This window comes from Bacillus sp. 9.4, from assembly GCF_055486415.1.
The window spans coordinates 1-20537 of sequence record NZ_JBVFMU010000009.1 but is presented as its reverse complement, the minus strand read 5'-3'; the positions used below and the strand labels follow the sequence as shown (position 1 = coordinate 20537).

The window sequence follows — 20537 nt, the reverse complement described above, 5'->3', positions numbered from 1 at the left end:
CTATATAAAAGCATTAGTGTATCAATTCCACGATTTTTTCTGAAATCCTGCTCGTTTTTAAAATATTTTTTGAAAAAATAGGATATAGTTACACAATTAGGTCATAAAGCTTTCATTTCGGGCATAAGGTAAATAAAAAAGTGATCCCGGGCTCTCCCAGAATCACTTTTCTTATTATTTCACCAGTGCAATAACTTCAATCTCGACTAACGCATCCTTCGGGAGTCTCGCGACTTCAACACAAGATCTCGCCGGTTTGTGAGTGTCAAAGTATTGTCCGTACACTTCGTTTACTTCCGCAAACTGTTCCATATCCGCGATAAATACAGTTGCTTTGACAACTGTTTCAAAAGAAGCACCCGCTTCTTCCAGAACCGCCTTTAAATTGCTGAATACTTGATGAGTCTGCTCCTTAATATCGCCGTTCACCATTTCGCCTGAAGGAGTCAAAGGGATTTGGCCTGAGCTGTAAAACATATTGTTGACGATAATCCCTTGTGAATAAGGCCCGATTGCCGCTGGGGCATGTTTTGTGTGGACTGCTTTTGTCATGATTCTGTCTCTCCATTCTTTAAAAGATTGTCTTTAAAAAAACGCAGAAAATTGCCATTCTGAATTTCAATGGACTTCTCTTTCATGTTGATGGTTGAAAGAGTAAGAAGTGACATATATTCGTCAACAAGACGTTCATCTACTCCTTCGGCTTCAACTAAGACGCCGATTCCCGCCACATTTGCGTTAAACTCATCCAACAGGTTAATCATACCATTAATTGTGCCGCCTGCTTTCATAAAGTCATCAATAATGAGTACGTTTGAACCCGTTTTCATGCTTCTTTTCGCAAGTGACATTGTTTGAATGCGGTTTGAGGAGCCTGAAACGTAATTAATGCTGACTGTGGAGCCCTCTGTTACCTTATTGTCTTTACGAACGATCACAACAGGCACATTCAAATAGCTTGCAGCTGCGTACGCAAGAGGGATGCCTTTCGTGGCAACGGTCATGACAACATCAATTTCGCGCTCTGCAAACACGGAAGCAAACAGCTTCCCTACCTTGGAGAGTACAGATGGCTTTCCTAAGATATCCGTTAAATATACATAACCGCCCGGAAGGATACGCTCAGGATTTGCCAGCGACTGTCCAAGTGTCTGCACAAACTCTTCAGCTTCAGCCTGCTTCATTTTCGGAATATATTTAACGCCTCCGGCAGCTCCGGGAACAGTAAGCAAAGTACCAATCCCCTGCTGTTCAAAGGTTTGTTTAATAATTGTTAAATCTTCACTGATGGATGATTTTGCAGATTCATACCGCTCAGAGAAAAAGGTTAGCGGTATTAACTCGTGCGGATGGGTTAACAAATAATTTGTTAAGTCCACCAATCTGCCGCTGCGACGAAACTTCATGAACTTACCCCCAAAATCCGAATATTTTAAGATCAATATAACTTAACATACGGATTTAATCAAGAGCGTTCTGTTCGCCGATCATTCTCACCGCATAAACTTGATCGCAGAAGCCTCTTAACCCGTTATAAATTCTCTGCACCTTCGACTCATACTGAACCAGTCCAAACACTGTCGGGCCGCTCCCGCTCATTAGCACGGCATCTGCACCAAAGCGTTTCATCTGGTTTTTGATCATCGCAACTTCAGGATGCATATCGAGTGTAACAGATTCAAGCACATTGCCTAAACGGCTGCACATCTTCTGAAAACTCTTTTCTTCTATCGCCTCGATCATGCCTTGTACATCAGGATGCTCTATACCATCCAGTTTCAGGGCTCTGTACACTTCAGCAGTTGAAACACCGATTGTCGGCTTCGCTAAAATGACCCAGCAGTGCGGAGGCGTGCTGATATGTTTAATTTTCTCGCCGCGCCCTGTTGCTAATGCAGTTCCGCCATAGACACAAAATGAAACGTCAGAGCCAATTTCCGCTCCAAGCTCAGCAAGCGTTTCCGCAGACAGATTTAAATTCCACAGTCTGTTCAGCCCTCTGAGCGTCGCCGCCGCATCACTGCTTCCGCCGGCAAGACCGGCAGCCACCGGAATTACCTTCGTAATCATGATGGAAACTCCCTTTTTCACGTTGTATCTGTCCTTGATCAGCTTGGCAGCCTGATAAGCTAAGTTTCTTTGGTCATCAGGCACAAATCGGTTGTGGGAGGAAACCCTCACTTCATCCTCTGCAAGCTCCGTGAATTCAATTCGATCAGCTAAATCAATTGTCGTCATGATCATTTCGACTTCATGATAGCCATCCGGGCGTTTTCGGGTGACGTCAAGTGACAGATTGATCTTAGCTGGCGCTTTTTCTAAAATACGCATAGCTTTCACCTACTTCTCCATCTAAACATAAGTATGAACATTGTATCACATTTGAAGTACAGGATGAACATATCCATATTCAGCCCATTATGTATTTATATCCAAAATAAAAAAACCGGGGAACAGCACGTCCCCCGGGTCACATCCTTATCGGTTATTCTGATTCTGAGCCATTTGCTGTTCGGCGATTTCGATGGCACGCTTTACCATGTTACCGGCATCGCGAGCCCGAATTTCGCCCCAGCCGCCATTTTTTACTGTGTCATAAAAACCAAGGTCTTTAGCAAGCTCATATTTAAACTCATCTGACATAACTCCACGACGTCTGCCCAAACGAAACAACCCCTTTTTTAGAAGTGATAGCCATTCGTGCACGTCACGATAATATGTGACTGTTTTATCTTTTGTTAAATCAGATGGAACTTTCGTTAAAATTATTGGAAACCAAAAAAGGGCAAAACAAAAAGCAGTAAACAAAAGGTTCACTGCCCGTTAAAATGCCACTGAGCTTGCGGCGTCATCATTAAATGTCAGCTCAACAGTCTCAGTCAAAATATCAGCATAACTGTATGAAACTCTTTCAAACGAGTTCTCGTCTTGATCTAGTTGTATCACAAAAACAGAAGGGTACGTCTCAGCTAAAATGCCCGAACGCTCAATCGTTTTTCGGCGGCCACCGTTTGCTTTTAACGTCAGCCTTTTACCTAAATTCCCATCAAGCGATCTTTTAATATCGGACAACGTCTTCGCCATTGCATCCACCTCACTACATTTATTGTACAACACGAGCCCATTTTTGTCAAATAAAATTTAAATTATATCAACGTTAATAAGACGTTGTCAATAAAATTATTTTGACAAAATTCTATGATTCCTCAATTATGTTCCGCAAGTTTCGGTAAATTATGTATCATTATGCAAAATAAAAAACCCGCATAGACCTACTATGCAGGTTTTCAACTGTTAATTGGATTTATAAGGCATGCCAATTCTCAGTACTCCTCTTGTTTCAATACCTCCAAGCCCTTTCTCTCGTGTCAGCGTATTACGGAGCACTTCCCATACATTGATCCGTTCCATAAACGGCGTAAAGCTGATCTTCGCGACGATATATACCGGATCAAGCGCATGAATATTGACTCTTGATGGCGAACTCGCAAAATTCGCACCCGCTCTGATGAGTGATTCAAAATGGGATTGGCAAGCCCCCGCAAAAATAACAAGCTGATCTAAGTGAGGGATCTTTTTTCGGGCTGTTTGAACTGTTTCAACAAAGTGCTTAGAATGTCTGTACGCATTCAAATCATCAATACCGCCCTTTTGCTTCGAGTACGCATCATGCCCTGTGATCACCAGGATGTCAGGTCGATATTTGTCGAGCAATTCTTCAATAGAAGCAGACATTTTCTTTTCATGGCAATGGATGCCATAGACCGGCACTCCAATTTTTTTATAGACATTCAGGCATTTTTTCAGATATGCTTCATCGCCATCCAGATGAAGCACTTTGCCCGGCATATGGAAATAATGCTCCTGATGCTGATATTGGCTTGTCGCATAGTACTCCAGTTTTTCTCTGAGCAGCTTATAATCCTGGCGGAGCAATTCGAGCGACTCATTCATTCTGCTCTCATCTTTCTTTTTCCGCATCATCTGCTCATCTTTTTTCACTGCTACCAGATCAGAAAAATCCGAATCAGCAATCAGCCTGACTTCATCTCCATGCAAAATGGCAATTGAATTTCCTTTGCTTGTTTGCTCTATTCCTATAATTCGAAACAAAACATCCATCTGATAGGATTTTCTGGCTACCATATCCCCTATTTGAAATTGCACATTCCTCACTCCACACATAGACTAAGCCTCATCATGAAAGAAAGAGCCTTGAGAAAGCGCCTTTTTTCGCTGAGTCCAAGTTTTTTCTTATCATTGAATGAAAGGTCCTTCTCTAGCCTATGTAGCGGCAGTCCATGTGGTGCGCAAAACAAAAAGCCCTTTTAGAAAAGGGCTTTATACAATCCGTTAGACAGCGCTGCGAACTCCTCAATAGACAGGGATTCACCTCGGCGCTTACCGTCAATATTTGTTTCTTTGAGCACTTGCTCAATCGTTGATTTTTGTGCTTTTCCTTCAGGCAGATTGTTAACTAAGTTATTGAGCAGCGTTTTACGGCGCTGTGCAAAGCTTGCCTTGATGAGCTGAAAGAAAAAGGATTCGTTTTCCACGTCCACTGCCGGGCCGTCTCGGAGAACCAGACGGATGACTGCGGAATCGACATTAGGCTGAGGAACAAATACGGTTTTCGGAACGATCATCACCGTTTTGGCTTCTGTATAAAACTGCACCGCGATTGAAAGCGAGCCGTACTCCTTAGATGAAGGATCAGCCGCCATGCGCTCAGCCACTTCTTTTTGCAACATGACCACAATTCCTTTCAGCGGAAGATGTTCTTCAAGCAGTTTCATGATAATCGGTGTTGTTACGTAATAAGGAAGGTTGGCAACTACCATAATCTCATCACAATCTTGAAATTGTTCTTCAATGACCGATTTGACATCAGCCTTTAACACGTCCTGATGAATGACAGTGACATTGTCGTAAGGTGACAGTGTATCCTTCAGAATCGGCAATAATCGCTGGTCAATCTCAAATGCCACGACCTTTTTCGCCCGCTTGGCAAGCTGTTCGGTTAAAGCCCCGATTCCCGGGCCGATTTCAATGACACCTGTTTTCTCCGTCACTTCCGCGTGATCGACAATTCTGTTTAAAATGTTCGTATCAATTAAGAAATTCTGTCCTAAGCTCTTTTTAAAAGAAAAACCGTATTTCTTCAGTATCTCTTTCGTTCTAATCGGTGTCGCAATATCTTTATTCATTCTGTTCCTCCCGCATAACGGTATCGAGCGCACTCATAAAATCACTTTTTTTAATTTGAAACATTTGCAGCCGTTTTTGAAGCTGTTTGCCATTTGTATAGCCGATTTTCAACAGATCACCCAGTCGTTCCCGGCGGCGTTTGGCCGCAGGTCCGCCTATTAGTCCGGCATGAATCAAATCCTCAGCTGAAATGTCACTCGGCTGCGCTTCCATCTCCTCATGCACATTTTCTAAACATGCCCTAATGCTTTCAACCGATGCATGCTCCACACCAATTCCCCGCTTGTTTTTAGGTTTGGCAAGATGTTTTGGCAAAAATGCATGCTTACAGCCGGGTACAGCCTCTGAGATGGTTTTGCGAATCTTCTCTCCCGGAAAGTCCGGATCCGTTAAAATAATGACGCCTCTGGTCTTCTGGGCCAAACGGATTTGGTCAATCACATGATCATCGATGGCTGAACCATTTGTTTCAATTGTGTCTGCATCAACAGCCAATTTGATGCGGGCCGTATCGTCACGCCCCTCGACCACAATGATCTCTTTAATTTTCATTATTTCCTCCAAGACAAAATAAAAACTTTTGTATATTCATGAAACTTTTTCTTATGTCGAGCGTCTAATAAGCAGAAAATGCACTTTGTCTATTATAACGAAAAAAACAGAGGGCGCAAAACCCTCTGAATACATAAGTATATACTAATTTAAGATTTTAATTTTGACTGTTTTATTTCCCCATCGGTACGCCGATGATTTCTCTGGGAAAAAGACGTCTATCTTGTTCCCTTTAATCGCTGAACCGGTATCTGCAGCAATGGCATATCCATAGCCTTCCACGTGGACTTTGGAGCCTAGCGGAATGACATTTGGATCCACAGCGATGACTTTGGCATTCGGATTATTTTTTAAATTGACGCCTGTCGCTGTATGTCCTGAACAACCGCTGCAGCTTGCCGTATAAGCCGTAGATGATACAGTCATGACTTTGCCTGTTGATTCATTGCTGCGGGACACAACTGTTTTTGAATCACCTGAAGCACTGACCGTTTCAACTTTTGGACTGCTTTGCTTTGTGCCGACAGCAATCACTTTATCTTTGCTTTGTTCAGCTGTTTCTTCTTTTACAAGCTCTCTGGACACTTCTTTACCGTTTTCTTTAACGACTTCGAAATGTTTTTTTAGCTTGCCTTCTTTTCCTTTTTGGACGACCTTTTCTTTCCCTTTTTCAAGAGAAGCGTCTTCTTGCTTTTTCACATCGAACGCAATCTTCTCTTCAACTACATCGGTGACCTTTTCGATACGAGTAATTGTAATATCAGCCTTTCCTTTCGTCAGCTTTGCATCTAACGCAGGCTTGATTTTATCTTCGTCTTTTATGTTCATTTTTTGCTGTTTTAAAAAGTCAGCGACCGTAGTCGAAGTCGTCCAGATCTTCTTTTGTTTCCCTGCATCATTCACAGTAACCTGAAATGCGGGCTCTATGTTAATCTTCATGTCTTTCGAAATATCTGTATCTATTGCGGGATCAATTTGATCTTGTTCTTTCACATCAACATCTTGTTCGTCCAGTAATGCACCGACCGTTTTTGCTGTTGACCATAATGTCTTTTCTTCCCCGTTTATTGTAAGCTTCACAGGTTTTGCAGCCTCATACACAACGTCCATGTCTGCTGTTATCTTTGTCTGTTTAGCAGGTGTGATCTTGTCTTCGTCTCTTGTCTTTATATCAAGCGTCTCCAAAAGTTCACCGACTGTATTTGCATGTGTGCGTATATGTTTCTTTTTGCCATTGATAGAAACTGAGACTGATTGTTTCGTCAGCTCATGAGCCGCGTACGCAGTCCCGCTTCCTGCCAAAAGCAAACAAGCAGCAACCAGAATGACTTTGCTTTTGCTAAGCTTTACGGAAAACAGCTTTTTCATTTTTTGTGTGATGAAAAACGCCTCCTTCTCCTCGGAGAGATTATATAGAGTATCTAAAAGGCTGTCAACCCTCCCTTCTCTTTCTCCCAAAAGCTCAGTGTCTTCTTCATTATCCTGAAATACACTGAGAAACGGAAGAAAGACTTGTCGACAAACCTATCCTATGAGGAGAAGAAAGCATGTAGAACTTTTATAGAAAAACGCTGTAAGGGACAAGCTCTTACAAAACCCGCTAGCGTTTTTTGTCAGTTTATACGGAAAAGTCTTTTCGCATTTTCAGTCGTGATTGACGCAATCTCTTCAAAGGTCATTTCTTTTAATTCGGCGATTTGTTCTGCCACATATTTCACATAGCTTGGCTCATTTCTTTTCCCGCGGAAAGGGTGCGGTGTGAGAAACGGGCAGTCAGTTTCAATCAGCAACCGGTCATTGGGAATTTCCTTCACTACTTCCTTCGGTTTCTTCGCATTTTTAAATGTCACCGGTCCTCCAAATGATAAATAAAAATTCATTTTCATGCATTCTCTTGCCACTTCCGCACTTCCTGTAAAGCAGTGCATGATTCCGCCCACAGCTTCTGCGCCTTCCTCTTTCAAAATGGTCACGACATCCTCCGTTGCATCACGGTTATGAATGATAATAGGCAAATTGACCTCTTTCGCTAAGGCGATTTGTTTTCTAAACACCTCTTTTTGAATATCTTTAGGTGATTTATCCCAATGATAATCCAGTCCCATTTCCCCTATCGCTACCACTTTCTCATGAGCAGAAAGCTCTTTAATCCACGCTAAGTCTTCCTCTGTCATGTCAATAGCGTCAACAGGGTGCCAGCCAATGGCTGCATAAATAAAATCATATTCCTCAATCATTTCCATCGCACGGGTAATCGTCGGACGGTCAAAACCAACTACGACAATTCGTTCAACTTTTTCAGCTTTTGCCCGTTCAATAACCTCATCCAGATCAGTATCATATTGTTCTGCATTTAAATGCGCGTGAGTGTCAAACAACATAAGTGAAAAACTCCTTTCTTGTCGAAACACAAAAGGTGTTCGACGAATTGTTACACGTGAAACACCTTTTGTTTATCATTATTTAATTCTTGTGCCTTTTGGTAACGACTGATAGATAGATACGACCTTTAAAACGCCGTCTGCTTCTCCTGCAAGGATCATACCTTGAGAAAGCTCTCCTCTGAGTTTAACCGGTTTTAGATTTGTTACACAAACGAGTTTTTTTCCAACAAGCTCTTCAGGCTTATAATGCTTCGCAATGCCGGATACCACTTGGCGCTTTTCAAAACCAAGATCAAGCTGCAGCTTCAATAAACGGTCTGCTTTTTTCACTGGCTCTGCCTCAATGACCTCAGCTACGCGAAGCTCTACATCCATGAATTGATCAATCGTAATTTCAGGTAAACGATCGACCTCTTGCGGCTCTTCTTCTTTTGTTTCTTCTTTCGCTGGTGCCGAACCTTGCATTTTCCCTTTGATGTAAGCAATTTCTTCTTCTGCCTCTAAACGAGGGAACAATGGCTCGCCTTTTTGTACTTTTGTATCTTTCAGCTGGCCGAAAGCTGTAATGCTGTCCCAAGCTTTTAGAGATTCATCGGTAATGCCCAGCTGCTCGAACATTTTTTCCGGTGTTTTTGTTAAGAATGGCTGAAGCAGTACCGCTGAAATACGCAATGATTCAGCGAGATGATACATAACTGATCGCAATTCTTCTTCTTTTGCCGGATCTTTCGCAAGCACCCATGGAGCTGTCTCATCAATGTATTTGTTTGTGCGGCTGATGAGCTGCCATAAAGTCGAAAGTGCTACCGAGAACTCCATATTTTCCATTGCTTTCTCATAAGCTTTCACTGTTTCTTCAGCAACCGAAGTGAGCGTTTGGTCAAATTCCGTAACAGCACCTTTGTAAGAACCAATTTGTCCGTCAAAATACTTATTGATCATCGCAACAGTACGATTCAATAGATTTCCTAAATCATTCGCTAAATCATAGTTGATTCGCTCAACAAATCCTTCCGGCGTGAAAACACCGTCAGATCCGAACGGCACTTCACGAAGCAGGTAATAGCGAAGCTCGTCTAAACCATAGCGTTCAATTAATGTAACCGGATCTACAACGTTTCCTTTTGATTTCGACATTTTTCCGTCTTTCATCAAAAGCCAGCCATGCGCGAATACCTGTTTCGGCAGCGGAAGATCCAGAGCCATCAGCATAATTGGCCAGTAAATGGTATGGAACCGTACAATCTCCTTACCGACTAAATGAACATCGGCAGGCCAATATTTTTGATAAAGCTCATCATTTTCTGTATCATAACCAAGTGCCGTTAAATAGTTAAATAGTGCGTCAATCCAAACATATACAACATGCTTTGGATTTTCCGGCACCTTCACGCCCCAATCAAAAGTGGTACGTGATACTGCCAAATCCTCAAGTCCAGGTTTGATAAAGTTATTAATCATTTCGTTTTTGCGTGATTCTGGCTGAATGAATGTCGGGTTTTCTTCATAGTATTTCAGAAGACGATCCGCGTATTTCCCCATGCGGAAGAAATAAGATTCCTCTTTGATCAATTCAACTGGGTGACCGCTGTCAGGGCTTTTTCCGCCGATGACCTCTCCCTTTTCATTCCGCTCAATATCAACGAGCTGAGTTTCCGTGTAGAACGTTTCATCAGGGATGCTGTACCAGCCTTCATACTCATCAAGATAGATGTCCCCGTTATCAAGAAGCTTTTGAAACACCTTTTCAATGACAACTTTATGCCGTTTTTCTGTCGTGCGGATAAAGTCGTCGTTTGAGATTTCAAGCTGCTTCCACAGTTTTTGAATATCTGCCGCTGCGCGATCCACATACTCCTGAGGTGTAATGTTTTCCTGTTCAGCTTTTTGCTGGATCTTTTGTCCATGCTCGTCCGTTCCCGTTAAATAGCGAACATCGAACCCTTTTAATCTTTTGTAACGTGCCATTGCATCTCCCGCGACTGTCGTATATGCATGGCCGATATGTAATTTTCCGCTCGGATAATAAATCGGTGTTGTAATGTAAAATGTATTGTTTTCTTGCGGCATCTTGAAACCTCCTAATCAGAATGTCAAAAAGCTCCCGCCCAAAGGACGAGAGCGGCGATAAGTGCAAATCATATATGAATATTATTTATATTTATCCTTTATCTATGATACCATCTTAGCCTTTAAGATCAAGAATATATACATACACCCTGAAAAAGAATAATTAAAATTAAAAATCTTTAATGAAAATAAAAAAAGTCTGTTCGTGTCGAATTTTGTCGTATATAATCAAATGAAATAAAAAACTTTGGTTCGAAAGTCTTGATTTAAAAGGATTTTTAGTAGGATAATAGCTTTATTAAATATTTATAAAATGCTGTTATTTCGGTAGTTTCTAAGACATTACTGACTATAAGAACTAATTCTTACAATCAATAGTAAACAAAATGATTGACGATTATTGGAAACCTTGTTATGCTATGAAGGTAAGGATTTTGTCGAATAATGACGAAGAAAAATATAATTTAAACAAATAAGTATCTCTTGGGAGGAGAATGTTTATGAAATCTACTGGTATTGTACGTAAAGTTGATGAATTAGGACGTGTAGTTATTCCTATCGAACTGCGTCGTACTCTTGGAATCGCAGAAAAAGATGCTCTTGAAATCTATGTTGATGATGAAAAAATCATCCTTAAAAAATATAAACCAAATATGACTTGCCAAGTAACTGGTGAAGTTTCTGATGATAACCTTAAACTTGCAGGCGGTAAATTGGTTCTTAGTAAAGAAGGCGCTGAGCAAATCATCAGCGAAATCCAAAACCAGCTTCAAAACCTTAAATAATCATTTCTTGTACAAAAAACGTTCTTGTTATGACACAAGAACGTTTTTTTATTGCTTAATATGGTAAGCATCGTACACTTCACGCTTTGGTACATTGCGATCGACTGCTGCTTTTTTAATAGCTTCTTTAGACGTAGCGCCTTTCGAAATGTAATGCTCGACATGTTCTTTCGCAGTGAGGGTTTCCCACCATTGTTCTTCCTCATCTACCTCTTCATTATTACTTCCTTCTACGACAAGACAAAACTCGCCGCGTATCTGATCCTCGTTTGCCCATCCAATGACCTCAGATATGGTTCCTCGGATAAACTCTTCATATTTCTTAGTGAGTTCACGTGTTACAGCAATTTCCCGATCTCCTAATATCTCTGCCATCGCTGACAAGGTTTCCTTCAATCTGTGGGGCGCTTCATAAAAAATGATCGTTTCCCGCCGTTTTTTAAGGGCTTCAAGTTCCTTCTTCTTTTCTTTTTTCTGTCTGTTGAGAAAACCGTAAAAGAAAAAAGGCTGCGGTACAATACCTGAAGCAATAAGAGCTGTTAATGCAGCATTTGCTCCCGGCAACGGAACAACATAACCGCCTATATCCGTAAAATCCTTTACAATTTCCGCTCCGGGATCAGAAATCGTCGGCAGACCGGCATCACTGACAAGAGCAATGTTTTTTCCCGACTTCAGCCATTCAATAATTTTGTGCCCACTGCTTTCTTTATTGTGTTCGTGATAGCTGACGAGCGGTGTTTCAATTTCATATACATGACAAAGCTTTTTCGTTTGCCTCGTATCTTCCGCAGCAATCGCATCCACTGATTTCAGCGTGTCGATCGCCCGGAATGTCATATCCTCTAGATTTCCGATTGGGGTTGGGACCAAGTAAAGAATCCCCATGTCCGACTTTCCATTAAAGCTCATTTGGCGCCTTAACATATACAGCCTCCTTGCTGTTTCGCTTTTCTTCTATATAAAGCTCTTTTTTCTTCCGAGTTAGTTTTTTGAAATAATATTCCGCCTGCATAGCTTCCCGCTTTGTTGAAAAGCTCTCGGCAAAAATTAATTCAACCGGACGTCTTACTTTTGTGTACTTTGCGCCCTTTCCATCATTGTGCGTTTTCACTCGTTTATGCAGATCGTTGGTATATCCGGCATACCAGCTATTGTCCTTACATTTCACGACGTAGAAGAAATGGTTATTTGTCTCCATATAAAATGGTCCTGATTTCTTTTGTATATTCATTTTGTTCATCATAAACGAATAAGGGAGGAAGAATTTTCAAATCTGGGCGCCCGCCTTTGATACCTTCAACCAGAATGGTATTGGCTTCTTTCCCTTGCTTCGGATAGACAAATTGTACACGTTTCGGCTCGATTTGATAAACCTTCATCAGTTCAAAAATCTCCAGAAGCCTTCCCGGCCGGTGAACAAGAGCTGCTTTTCCCCCTTGCTTGAGCAGCTTGCTGCTGACTGAAATGACATCCTCCAGTGTACAGTGGATTTCATGTCTTGCGATTCGGAGATGCTCGTTCATGTTTTGTTCAGTTTGTTTCGGCGTTTTAAAATACGGCGGATTGCAGGTGACAACATCATATCGATTATGTCCAAGTTTCTCCGGCATGTTTTTCAGGTCATCATGTATGATCTGGATCTGATCGTCCAGCTTATTATACTCCACGCTGCGAACAGCCATATCATGCAGCCGTTCTTGAATTTCGACTCCCAGAATGTCTGCTTTTGATCTTGTACTGAGCAGCAGCGGCACAATACCATTGCCGGTGCATAAATCAACAATTTTCCCTTTTTGAATCGGAACGTACGCAAATTTAGACAGAAGCACAGCGTCCAACGAAAAAGCAAACACTGTTGGGCTTTGTATGATTTTCATGTCCTCTGCCAGCAAATAATCTAATCTTTCATCATCATGTAATGAAACCATCTTCTTATCCTTTCAGTACCTTTGAAAAAGGCTCCCGTCTTATGCGGAAGCCTTTTCCCTATTTTTTATTTAAGAATGACAGACAGAAAAGACAATCCTCTTTTCGAACACTTCCATAGTGGACATTGCAGATATGAAATCCTTCTTGATACAGACGTGCCAGATTATCATATCCTTCCCCTATATCAGTTTGCTCTGTCTTCTGTGTTTTTGATTCTTTTTTATCAGCTTTGAACTTTTCAATCTGCTGCGTCGTATCGTCCAGCCGTTTGCGCAAATGCTTGTTTTCAAGCTGTAAATGATGATTTTCCTCAATCATCTCACCGATATGCTGCTTCAAATCCCCCAGCTGCCGGTACAGTGAGCCAATTTGTTCTTCTAAGTTAATGACTGTATCAAATAACTCTTTTTTATCCAAGGTTCCACACCTCGTTAATCTGTGGTTTGTGCGGATACGACGCCCTCTTCCAAGAGCTCTTCCCAAGTATATTCTATCACTTTTTCACGGTTTATCAGTTCCACCTGAAGCACCCGTTCCAGAATATTTAGTCCGACGACCTTCGCGGGACCGTTTGCTGTCGTAATCATTTCTCCTATATCCGGAAGCTGTTCTTTTGCCGTCTCATACTCATCGTTCTCATATTTTAGACAGCACATCAATCGTCCGCAAAGGCCTGAAATCTTCGTAGGATTTAAAGACAAGTTCTGATCCTTGGCCATTTTAATGGAAACGGGTTCAAAATCTCCAAGGAACGTTGAACAGCAAAGCATTCTTCCGCAAGGACCGATTCCTCCGAGCATTTTTGCCTCATCCCTTACTCCGATTTGGCGCAGCTCAATTCTTGTCTTAAAGATAGAAGCCAAATCCTTTACAAGCTCTCTAAAGTCGACTCGGCCGTCAGCAGTGAAGTAAAAAATGACTTTATTGCGATCAAACGTGAATTCAACATCGACCAGCTTCATATCCAAGCCATGCTCAATCACTTTCTTTTGGCAGATATCAAATGCTGATAGTGCTTCCTGTTTATTTTCTTCTACAATGAGAAGATCGCGCTCGTCAGCCACACGTATCACTTTTCGAAGGGGAAGCACAACATCATGCTCATCCACCTGTTTATTTGCAATTACGACCTGGCCGTACTCAACGCCTCTGACAGTTTCTACAATTACGCAGCTGTCATGTTCTATATGAAATCCATTCGGATCAAAATAATATATTTTACCCGCTTTCTTAAAGCGGACACCAATTACATTGTACAAGCTTATCCCTCCTGCAACATTAACACCAAGTGCTCCATTAATCCTTGTACATTCACATTGGAATGAAGCCGTTTCTTTGCTTCTAAAACAGCAAGTATCTGATTCGTAACGCTTTGTTGTGTTGATTGTAGCGCATGCTGTTTTATTGATTGGAATAAGTCTTGATAAATCAATTTATCTTCATTTCCTATTTGGATGGACAACACATCACGATATATCAATAAGAGCATATCAAGACCCATTTCTTGATGGGTTTTTTCTTTGAAAAAGGGCATCCATTGATCTTGAATAAAGAAAAAAGCATGTCCTTTCCGCTGGTGTAGGACTTCATACAATTTTATCACTTTCGCTCTAGACTCTGCAAACTCATCATTTCGACTTAATTCGACTGCTTCTGCTACATTATTAGTCATGTTGGCCAGAAGCCTTGCCATATGAGGCGAGACGTCCTGTTCGATCAGTCTGTCTTCAATTGCTTTCGGCTGCAAAGGCTGAAAAGGAAGGGTTTGGCATCTTGAAATGATGGTATCCAATAACCTTTGGGGCTGCTCAGTGATGAGGACGGCCATTGTGTCTTTGTTCGGTTCTTCTAAAAATTTCAGCAGGCTGTTCGCCGCATTTGCTGTCATTTGATCTGCGTGCGAAATAATATACAGCTTTTTATGCGATTCAAGTCCTGTCTTAGAAAACTCTTCTTGGAGCGCTTGAATTTGCGCCTTTTTGATTGATAAGCCATCAGGCTGAACAAGATGGAGATCAGGATGGTTCCCTGACTCTATCCGTTTACAGTTTCGGCAGCTCTCACAAGGCTCCGCGCCATCCTCCAGACAAAAGAAGCTTTTTGCAAGAAGCAGCGCGGCATCAAGCTTGCCTGTTCCTTTTTTCCCCTCAAACAAATAAGCGTGTGATAGTCGGTCCTTCTCAATACTATTATATAAAAGCTTCATCACTCTGGGCTGAAGCTCGTTCATTTCCTTCCAGGATATTGCCATTGTATCACTCTCTATGTGTAAAGGTTAATTAATAAACCTTTTATTTCGCCAATACGCTCCAGCAAATCTATTGCCGGTTTTTCCTGATCCATCATCTCTTCCGTAAGCTGTATCAATTTGTCATCTATTTCTTTCACAAGTCCCAGCGTTCTGCTGTTCCCGTAAAGGTCAAAGCTTTTCGATGTTTCATGTGAAAGGCCGCTGTCCACAGCTTCTTTAACAAAACGTTTCACAAGTCCTTTAAATCTCGCTAAGTCTTTAAAATTCCGAGATTTCGTTAGCCTTTTTCCGAATGCTTCTATATCAGATAACAGCCTGGTAAGCTGATCAAGCTTCATTTTGCTGCTTTGGTTTTCCATTGATGTTTTAAACGATGCTGTGATCTCAGATGTTTTCACAGAGGGAATCTGCTTATTATCTATAAATGTACGTATATCTTTATTAATTTTCACAGTTTCAGATCCTTAAAATTGATGAAATTCATCGACTGGAAGGACAAATACTGTCGCTCCGCCAACTTCAACTTCGACTGGATAAGGGACATAGGAATCAGCATTTCCGCCCATTGGAGATACAGGGGCAATCATCTGATCACGTTTCTGCCCGTTTTCTTTAATGAGACTCAACGCTTTATTGACGCGTATATCCTCGACACCGATCATAAACGTTGTATTGCCTGATTTAAGAAATCCTCCTGTCGTCGCAAGCTTTGTGACTCTGAAGTTGTGATCCGTTAAGGTTTTCAAAAGTCTGTTGCTGTCCTGATCTTGTACAACTGCCACTATCAATTTCATCTGTGAAGGCCTCCTTTAGATTGGAAACAACGTGATCTCGTTTACATTATTATATCAACTATTGGGAAACAGGTCACAATTGAATTTTTTTCAACGCTTCATCGATTACCTTTAGAACATCCTGAACGACGAGGCCTTTGGATTGCCCGGCATCAACTGAATGAAATCTTTCCGGAAATCGCTTCATCAGCTCTTGATAACCTTCTTGTACTTTTGTATGGAAGTCCAGTTTCTCTAAATCGAGCCTGTTTTTCTCCCGTAAGCCGTTTGCGTAAATACGCTTCAGTCCTTCTTCCGGATCAATTGAAAAATAAACCGTTACATGGGGCATCATATCTCCAATGGCAAATTCATTAATGGACAGAACCTCATCAATTCCAAGCCCTCTTGCATATCCTTGATACGCAAGAGAACTGTCTATGAATCTGTCGCAAAGAACGATAAACCCCTGTTCTAAAGCAGGTTTTACTTTTTCAACTAAATGCTGGCGTCTTGCAGCCGCATATAAGAGAGCTTCTGTTTTTGGGTCCATTAATGTATTGTTCTCATTCAGAATAACCTCTCGAATTTGTTCTGCAATATCTATTCCGCCTGGCTCTCGAGTTGCCATAACCTGAAGGCCTTCTGCTGTCAGTATGTTTTTGATCTCCTGCAGAACAGTCGTTTTCCCTGCACCTTCAGGACCTTCGAATGTAATAAATAAACCGCTCATGATTTCTCCTCTTCTATATAAACAAGTAGTTGTTTCTCTTTGATTTTCATATTCCCTTGAACATGCGTTTTCATGCTGATCAAGCGGCTGAGCTTTTGCACACTTTCTTTTGTTATTCTTTCTCCCGCCATAATCATCGGGATACCCGGAGGATAAGGGATGATATCTTCTGCATTCAGCCGGCCAGCTGCTTCCTCAAAGTCCACATATTCTTTCTTAAACGAATGTAAGACCTTTTTTGGATAAGGCAAGACAGTAACAGGCTGCACACCCCATTCTGCAGAAACAAACGTCTGATCCGGAGGCGTTTTCTCAATCTCTTCATCAATGCTTCTAATGGTTTCAGCGTTTATTCTCCGTTTTCCTCCCAATGGGAGAACGAGCAGAACTTGATTTTCATCAGCAAGCTCAGTGAATATGTTGGCACGCTCTAAAATGCTTTGCAGCGTATAGCCAGAATGCCCGCGTTTTGAACGAATTGTGAGCTTCAGCGGGTCCGTGATGATCAGTGGATTAGCAGGGTTAACAGCTTCTGCATTTGTAAGTGAATCAAACGTTTGTTTAAGTGTTTGTATCCGCTGCAGAATGTCAGAAAGCTTTTGTTCTTCTATAATATGCTGTACATAAGCGCGGGCAATATCTAACGAAGCCATAATCGGATAAGACGGGCTGCTGCTTTGTAATCGGTTTAAATACTCTGCAACCCGATCCCTGTTAATCCTGCAGCTGCTGTTGAGATGCAAATAAGAACCCATCGTCATGGCAGGCAACGTTTTGTGGGCCGACTGAACAACAATATCTGCCCCCATTTTTAAAGCTGAGACCGGAAAAGGCTCACCTAAAATAAAATGTGCGCCATGCGCTTCATCGACCAAAACAGGAATCCCGTAATGATGGGCTTCAGTAATGATCTCAGTCAAATCAGCACTATGTCCGTAATATGTCGGATTGGTCAGTACCAAGCCTTTCGCATCTGGATATGCTGCCAGGGCCTCTTTAATTGTTCCAAGCGGGACATGCGTAGGCACATGCATCGCTGAATCAACGTCAGGTGCAAGATAAACCGGCTCAGCACCGGCCAAATCAACAGCATGAAATACAGATTTATGACAGTTTCTTTGAACCAGAATTGTATCACCAGGTTCACAAACAGATAAAATCATCGCTAAGTTTCCGACAGTCGTACCATTTACCAGAAAAAAACTTTCCGCCGATCCATATAATTGACTGGCAAGCTCCTGAGCTTCCTTAATCACCCCAGAAGGATGATGGAGATCATCCAGTCCTGCCAGTTCAGTTACATCAATGGTGAGAAGCGGATCGAATATTGACTTAGCGTCATCAAAAAAGACATCTCCATTGTGATGTCCCGGAACATGAAATGAATGAGAATTTCTTCTCGCATGTTGAATTAATGCTTTATATAAAGGTGTGTTCATGAAAACAATCCTTTGAATGTGTCTTCTTACACCTTATTATATCGTGCCTCTGAGAGAACTTAAAGCCAGACTTACTGGTAACTATCTTTCCTTTATTGTAAGCAGCTTTTGCTTCAGGTCACCTTCCATCATCATGAGCTCTTCTTCTGCCTGACGGCGTTTGATTCGCCCTTCTTCTTGTATAGTCAGTGTTTCTTCAAGCGTGCTTATTAAGCTTTCCTGCACCTTCTTCAAGGTATCTATATCAACCAGGCCCCGTTCATTTGCCCGTGCAGTTTCAATTGTATTGGTTTTTAAAAGCTCCGCATTTTTCAACAAAAGCTCATTGGTTGTATCAGATACTTTCTGTTGTGCATCCACTGCATTGCGCTGCCTTAAAAGCGTCAGTGCAATGGCAACTTGATTTTTCCATAGAGGAATCGCTGTCACAATGGATGACTGAATCTTTTCAGCTAACGCTTGGTTTGTATTTTGAATCAGTCTGATTTGCGGTGCACTTTGGATTGTAATTTGCCTGCTCAGCAGCAAATCATGCACCCTTTTATCTAACCGGTCAGCAAATTGAATTAAATCATTCACCTCTTGAACTGCCATTTGGTTATGATCACTCGATTCAGCCTGTTGCTTCAGTTCAGGAATCGTTTTTGTTTTTAATTCCTCCAGCTTCAGTTCTCCTGCAGCAATATAAACATTCAGCGCGGCAAAATATTCTTTATTTTTTTCATATAACTGCTCTAACAGCTTGTTGTCACTGATTAAAGCATTTTTAGAGTGCTCCAGCTTCAAGCTGATTCTGTCTATCTGCACACTGGTCTTTTGGTATTTAGACAGCACCTCTTGAAGAGAACTTGATACTCTTCCAAACATGCGTGCCAAAAAACCCTTTTTCTTAGATTGGAGATCATCAGGATTTACTTGCTCCAGCTTTTTCATCAGCTCTCCAAGTATTTCGCCAATCTCCCCGACATCCTTCTTTTGAACATGATTAATCATATCATGAGAAAAGTTCAGCAGTTTAGATTGAGCTTGTGAACCGTATAAGACAATGCTTTGCATATTTTTATGATCAATCTGTCCGGCAAGCTGAATTGCTTTTTCCTTGTTTTCCTCAGGAAGAACATCAACAAGCCGTACTTGCTCTTTCTCTGCTTTTACAGCCTCCGAACCTGGTATCTCTATGTTACCACCAAAAGGATCTGCCAATAATTCATCTATATGAAGGTCGCTTTGGTCTCGGTTCATCGCTCTTACCCTCTTCCCTTATTTCTTTAATGAATGTTTTGCTGCGTCTAATTCAAACTGCAACTCGTCAATTTCACCACCCATTACTTGAGTTAAATCTTCCTCTAAACGCTTGGTCAATTCAGTAAGAGTGATGCGTGTCTCACTTAACGACATCGACAGTTCTTTGCTTTTTTTTGGGTGAGATGATAGAAAAGCATACTTCTCTGTCAATTCAACAACCGAATCGAGAGTTTGATAAAAAAATCGTTCTGCCTGATAAAACCGTTTTGGCTCTTTTTTGGTGAGGAGATAAATCCTTCTCACAATCCTTAGCATTTCTGCATTTTGCTTAAACATTTGAATGCTTTTAGCCTGAAACAAGGCTTTCCTAAGACGGATCATTTTCTGCCTTGCTTCCTCTAAGTTTTTCTTAATGTAAGCATACTCTCTTCCTGTCAATTCATGCTTTTTAAGAAATAACCGTCTTGCATTCCAGATGCCAGCTATATATACGGCTGCTCCAGAAGCAAGCCCATAAACAAAAGATAAAAAAAGCGACTGGTTTAAACCGAAAAAGCTCAATATTCCTATGAAAACAAAAGTCGCACTGCTAGTTAAACTCCACATCAAAAAGTGAAAAAATCTCTGCATGAGATAATCGACTCCTGTGTCTATACTCAGTTTTAATATTATTATCTACTACGTTCAATCCTTAAACAAGTTTCATCTTCTTTTTATTATTAAGAGTACAAAAAAAGACCTTTTCAGGTCTATGAATATAATGGCGGTGTATGAATGCTCTTTAATTTTTTTACGTAAAAGGCATAGTCAGGATCAGAAGTTGATGTAGAAATTACTTTTCTCTCACAATCTAAGCATATGAATTTCGTATAAAGATGAATGCCTCTATTCTTCTCTTGATCACAAATCACACATGTATGATTAAGTTTAACTGTTTCGTCCATCTTCTCCACCTCCGTACAATTAGCCTCCCCTTAAAACGGATATTGTATACACTATTTAGATCTTTTTGAAACTTTAAATCAGTATATGGGCTATATAAGCCCTCGGTGTTTGTATTTGTTTGATTTTCTCGATCTTGAGTAAACAAAAAACCCAGCTCAATGAGCTGGGTTTAAGCTTGCTTGGCGGCGTCCTACTCTCACAGGGGGAAACCCCCGACTAC

General features: G+C 41.3%; 25 protein-coding genes. 1 reads left to right on the top strand and 24 read right to left on the bottom strand.

What is annotated here, in order from left to right; all coding sequences use genetic code 11:
- Positions 1–174 precede the first annotated feature (174 nt).
- From ridA to metG, 11 genes are all read right to left on the bottom strand, one after another.
- Positions 175–552, bottom strand: a complete 378-nt coding sequence (gene ridA, locus ACZ07B_RS21780; protein WP_003226738.1) for a 2-iminobutanoate/2-iminopropanoate deaminase — start codon at positions 550–552, stop codon at positions 175–177.
- Positions 549–1406 (bottom strand): pur operon repressor, encoded by an 858-nt coding sequence (gene purR, locus ACZ07B_RS21775; protein WP_003218342.1) that lies wholly within the window; start codon positions 1404–1406, stop codon positions 549–551. Before purR ends, ridA begins: the two co-directional genes overlap by 4 nt.
- A 55-nt stretch (positions 1407–1461) precedes the next feature.
- Positions 1462–2331 (bottom strand): 4-(cytidine 5'-diphospho)-2-C-methyl-D-erythritol kinase, encoded by an 870-nt coding sequence (gene ispE / locus ACZ07B_RS21770; RefSeq protein WP_464877676.1) that lies wholly within the window; start codon positions 2329–2331, stop codon positions 1462–1464.
- 147 nt (positions 2332–2478) lie between these two features.
- Positions 2479–2664, bottom strand: a complete 186-nt coding sequence (locus ACZ07B_RS21765) for a small, acid-soluble spore protein, alpha/beta type (RefSeq protein WP_003218333.1) — start codon at positions 2662–2664, stop codon at positions 2479–2481.
- A gap of 159 nt (positions 2665–2823) precedes the next feature.
- Entirely contained in the window at positions 2824–3084 is a 261-nt protein-coding gene (gene veg / locus ACZ07B_RS21760; protein ID WP_003218330.1) for a biofilm formation stimulator Veg, read from the bottom strand.
- 210 nt (positions 3085–3294) lie between these two features.
- Positions 3295–4167 (bottom strand): sporulation-specific protease PrtG, encoded by an 873-nt coding sequence (gene prtG / locus ACZ07B_RS21755; protein ID WP_464877672.1) that lies wholly within the window; start codon positions 4165–4167, stop codon positions 3295–3297.
- A gap of 161 nt (positions 4168–4328) precedes the next feature.
- Positions 4329–5207, bottom strand: a complete 879-nt coding sequence (gene rsmA / locus ACZ07B_RS21750) for a 16S rRNA (adenine(1518)-N(6)/adenine(1519)-N(6))-dimethyltransferase RsmA (RefSeq protein WP_041054370.1) — start codon at positions 5205–5207, stop codon at positions 4329–4331.
- Complete coding sequence (rnmV, locus tag ACZ07B_RS21745; RefSeq protein WP_015253010.1) at positions 5200–5760, bottom strand: ribonuclease M5; 561 nt, start codon at positions 5758–5760, stop codon at positions 5200–5202. The genes rsmA and rnmV overlap by 8 nt, the downstream gene beginning before the upstream one ends.
- Before the next feature lie 144 nt (positions 5761–5904).
- A complete protein-coding gene (locus ACZ07B_RS21740) occupies positions 5905–7218 on the bottom strand; it encodes a ubiquitin-like domain-containing protein (protein WP_464877671.1) in 1314 nt (437 codons plus the stop codon).
- Between the two features lie 155 nt (positions 7219–7373).
- Positions 7374–8141, bottom strand: coding sequence for a TatD family hydrolase (locus ACZ07B_RS21735; protein ID WP_014478595.1), 768 nt, complete (start codon positions 8139–8141; stop codon positions 7374–7376).
- 78 nt (positions 8142–8219) lie between these two features.
- Complete coding sequence (metG, locus tag ACZ07B_RS21730; protein WP_464877670.1) at positions 8220–10214, bottom strand: methionine--tRNA ligase; 1995 nt, start codon at positions 10212–10214, stop codon at positions 8220–8222.
- A 494-nt stretch (positions 10215–10708) separates the two neighbouring features.
- Between metG and abrB the strand changes: the two genes are divergently transcribed.
- Positions 10709–10999, top strand: coding sequence for a transition state genes transcriptional regulator AbrB (gene abrB, locus ACZ07B_RS21725; RefSeq protein ID WP_003226760.1), 291 nt, complete (start codon positions 10709–10711; stop codon positions 10997–10999).
- Positions 11000–11047: 48 nt separating this feature from the next.
- Here abrB and rsmI read toward each other — a convergent pair whose 3' ends face one another.
- The 13 genes from rsmI to csfB all read right to left on the bottom strand — a co-directional run bounded on the left by rsmI (position 11048) and on the right by csfB (position 20316).
- Positions 11048–11926, bottom strand: coding sequence for a 16S rRNA (cytidine(1402)-2'-O)-methyltransferase (gene rsmI, locus ACZ07B_RS21720; RefSeq protein WP_019712967.1), 879 nt, complete (start codon positions 11924–11926; stop codon positions 11048–11050).
- The gene (locus tag ACZ07B_RS21715) at positions 11901–12200 is read right to left on the bottom strand and encodes a GIY-YIG nuclease family protein (RefSeq protein ID WP_003242983.1); all 300 of its coding nucleotides are present in this window, start codon (positions 12198–12200) and stop codon (positions 11901–11903) included. The genes rsmI and ACZ07B_RS21715 overlap by 26 nt, the downstream gene beginning before the upstream one ends.
- Positions 12187–12930: a tRNA1(Val) (adenine(37)-N6)-methyltransferase gene (locus tag ACZ07B_RS21710; protein ID WP_464877669.1), complete on the bottom strand. Its 744-nt coding sequence runs from the start codon at positions 12928–12930 to the stop codon at positions 12187–12189. Before ACZ07B_RS21710 ends, ACZ07B_RS21715 begins: the two co-directional genes overlap by 14 nt.
- 58 nt (positions 12931–12988) lie before the next feature.
- A complete protein-coding gene (yabA, locus tag ACZ07B_RS21705; protein ID WP_003218308.1) occupies positions 12989–13348 on the bottom strand; it encodes a replication initiation-control protein YabA in 360 nt (119 codons plus the stop codon).
- A gap of 14 nt (positions 13349–13362) precedes the next feature.
- Positions 13363–14190, bottom strand: a complete 828-nt coding sequence (ricT, locus tag ACZ07B_RS21700) for a competence/sporulation regulator complex protein RicT (RefSeq protein WP_003226767.1) — start codon at positions 14188–14190, stop codon at positions 13363–13365.
- Between the two features lie 2 nt (positions 14191–14192).
- Positions 14193–15182: a DNA polymerase III subunit delta' gene (gene holB, locus ACZ07B_RS21695; protein ID WP_003226770.1), complete on the bottom strand. Its 990-nt coding sequence runs from the start codon at positions 15180–15182 to the stop codon at positions 14193–14195.
- 11 nt (positions 15183–15193) lie between these two features.
- On the bottom strand, positions 15194–15634 hold the full coding sequence (locus ACZ07B_RS21690; RefSeq protein ID WP_009966249.1) for a YaaR family protein: 441 nt from the start codon (positions 15632–15634) through the stop codon (positions 15194–15196).
- A 12-nt stretch (positions 15635–15646) separates the two neighbouring features.
- A complete protein-coding gene (gene darA / locus ACZ07B_RS21685; RefSeq protein WP_003242755.1) occupies positions 15647–15976 on the bottom strand; it encodes a cyclic di-AMP receptor DarA in 330 nt (109 codons plus the stop codon).
- A gap of 73 nt (positions 15977–16049) precedes the next feature.
- Positions 16050–16688, bottom strand: a complete 639-nt coding sequence (tmk, locus tag ACZ07B_RS21680) for a dTMP kinase (protein WP_464877668.1) — start codon at positions 16686–16688, stop codon at positions 16050–16052.
- A complete protein-coding gene (locus ACZ07B_RS21675; RefSeq protein WP_042975629.1) occupies positions 16685–18127 on the bottom strand; it encodes an aminotransferase class I/II-fold pyridoxal phosphate-dependent enzyme in 1443 nt (480 codons plus the stop codon). The genes tmk and ACZ07B_RS21675 overlap by 4 nt, the downstream gene beginning before the upstream one ends.
- Positions 18128–18208: 81 nt before the next feature.
- On the bottom strand, positions 18209–19369 hold the full coding sequence (locus ACZ07B_RS21670) for a toxic anion resistance protein (protein ID WP_015715091.1): 1161 nt from the start codon (positions 19367–19369) through the stop codon (positions 18209–18211).
- An 18-nt stretch (positions 19370–19387) separates the two neighbouring features.
- Entirely contained in the window at positions 19388–20002 is a 615-nt protein-coding gene (locus tag ACZ07B_RS21665) for a 5-bromo-4-chloroindolyl phosphate hydrolysis family protein (protein ID WP_336805673.1), read from the bottom strand.
- A gap of 119 nt (positions 20003–20121) precedes the next feature.
- A complete protein-coding gene (csfB, locus tag ACZ07B_RS21660) occupies positions 20122–20316 on the bottom strand; it encodes an anti-sigma-G factor (RefSeq protein WP_003243294.1) in 195 nt (64 codons plus the stop codon).
- Positions 20317–20537: the final 221 nt, after the last annotated feature.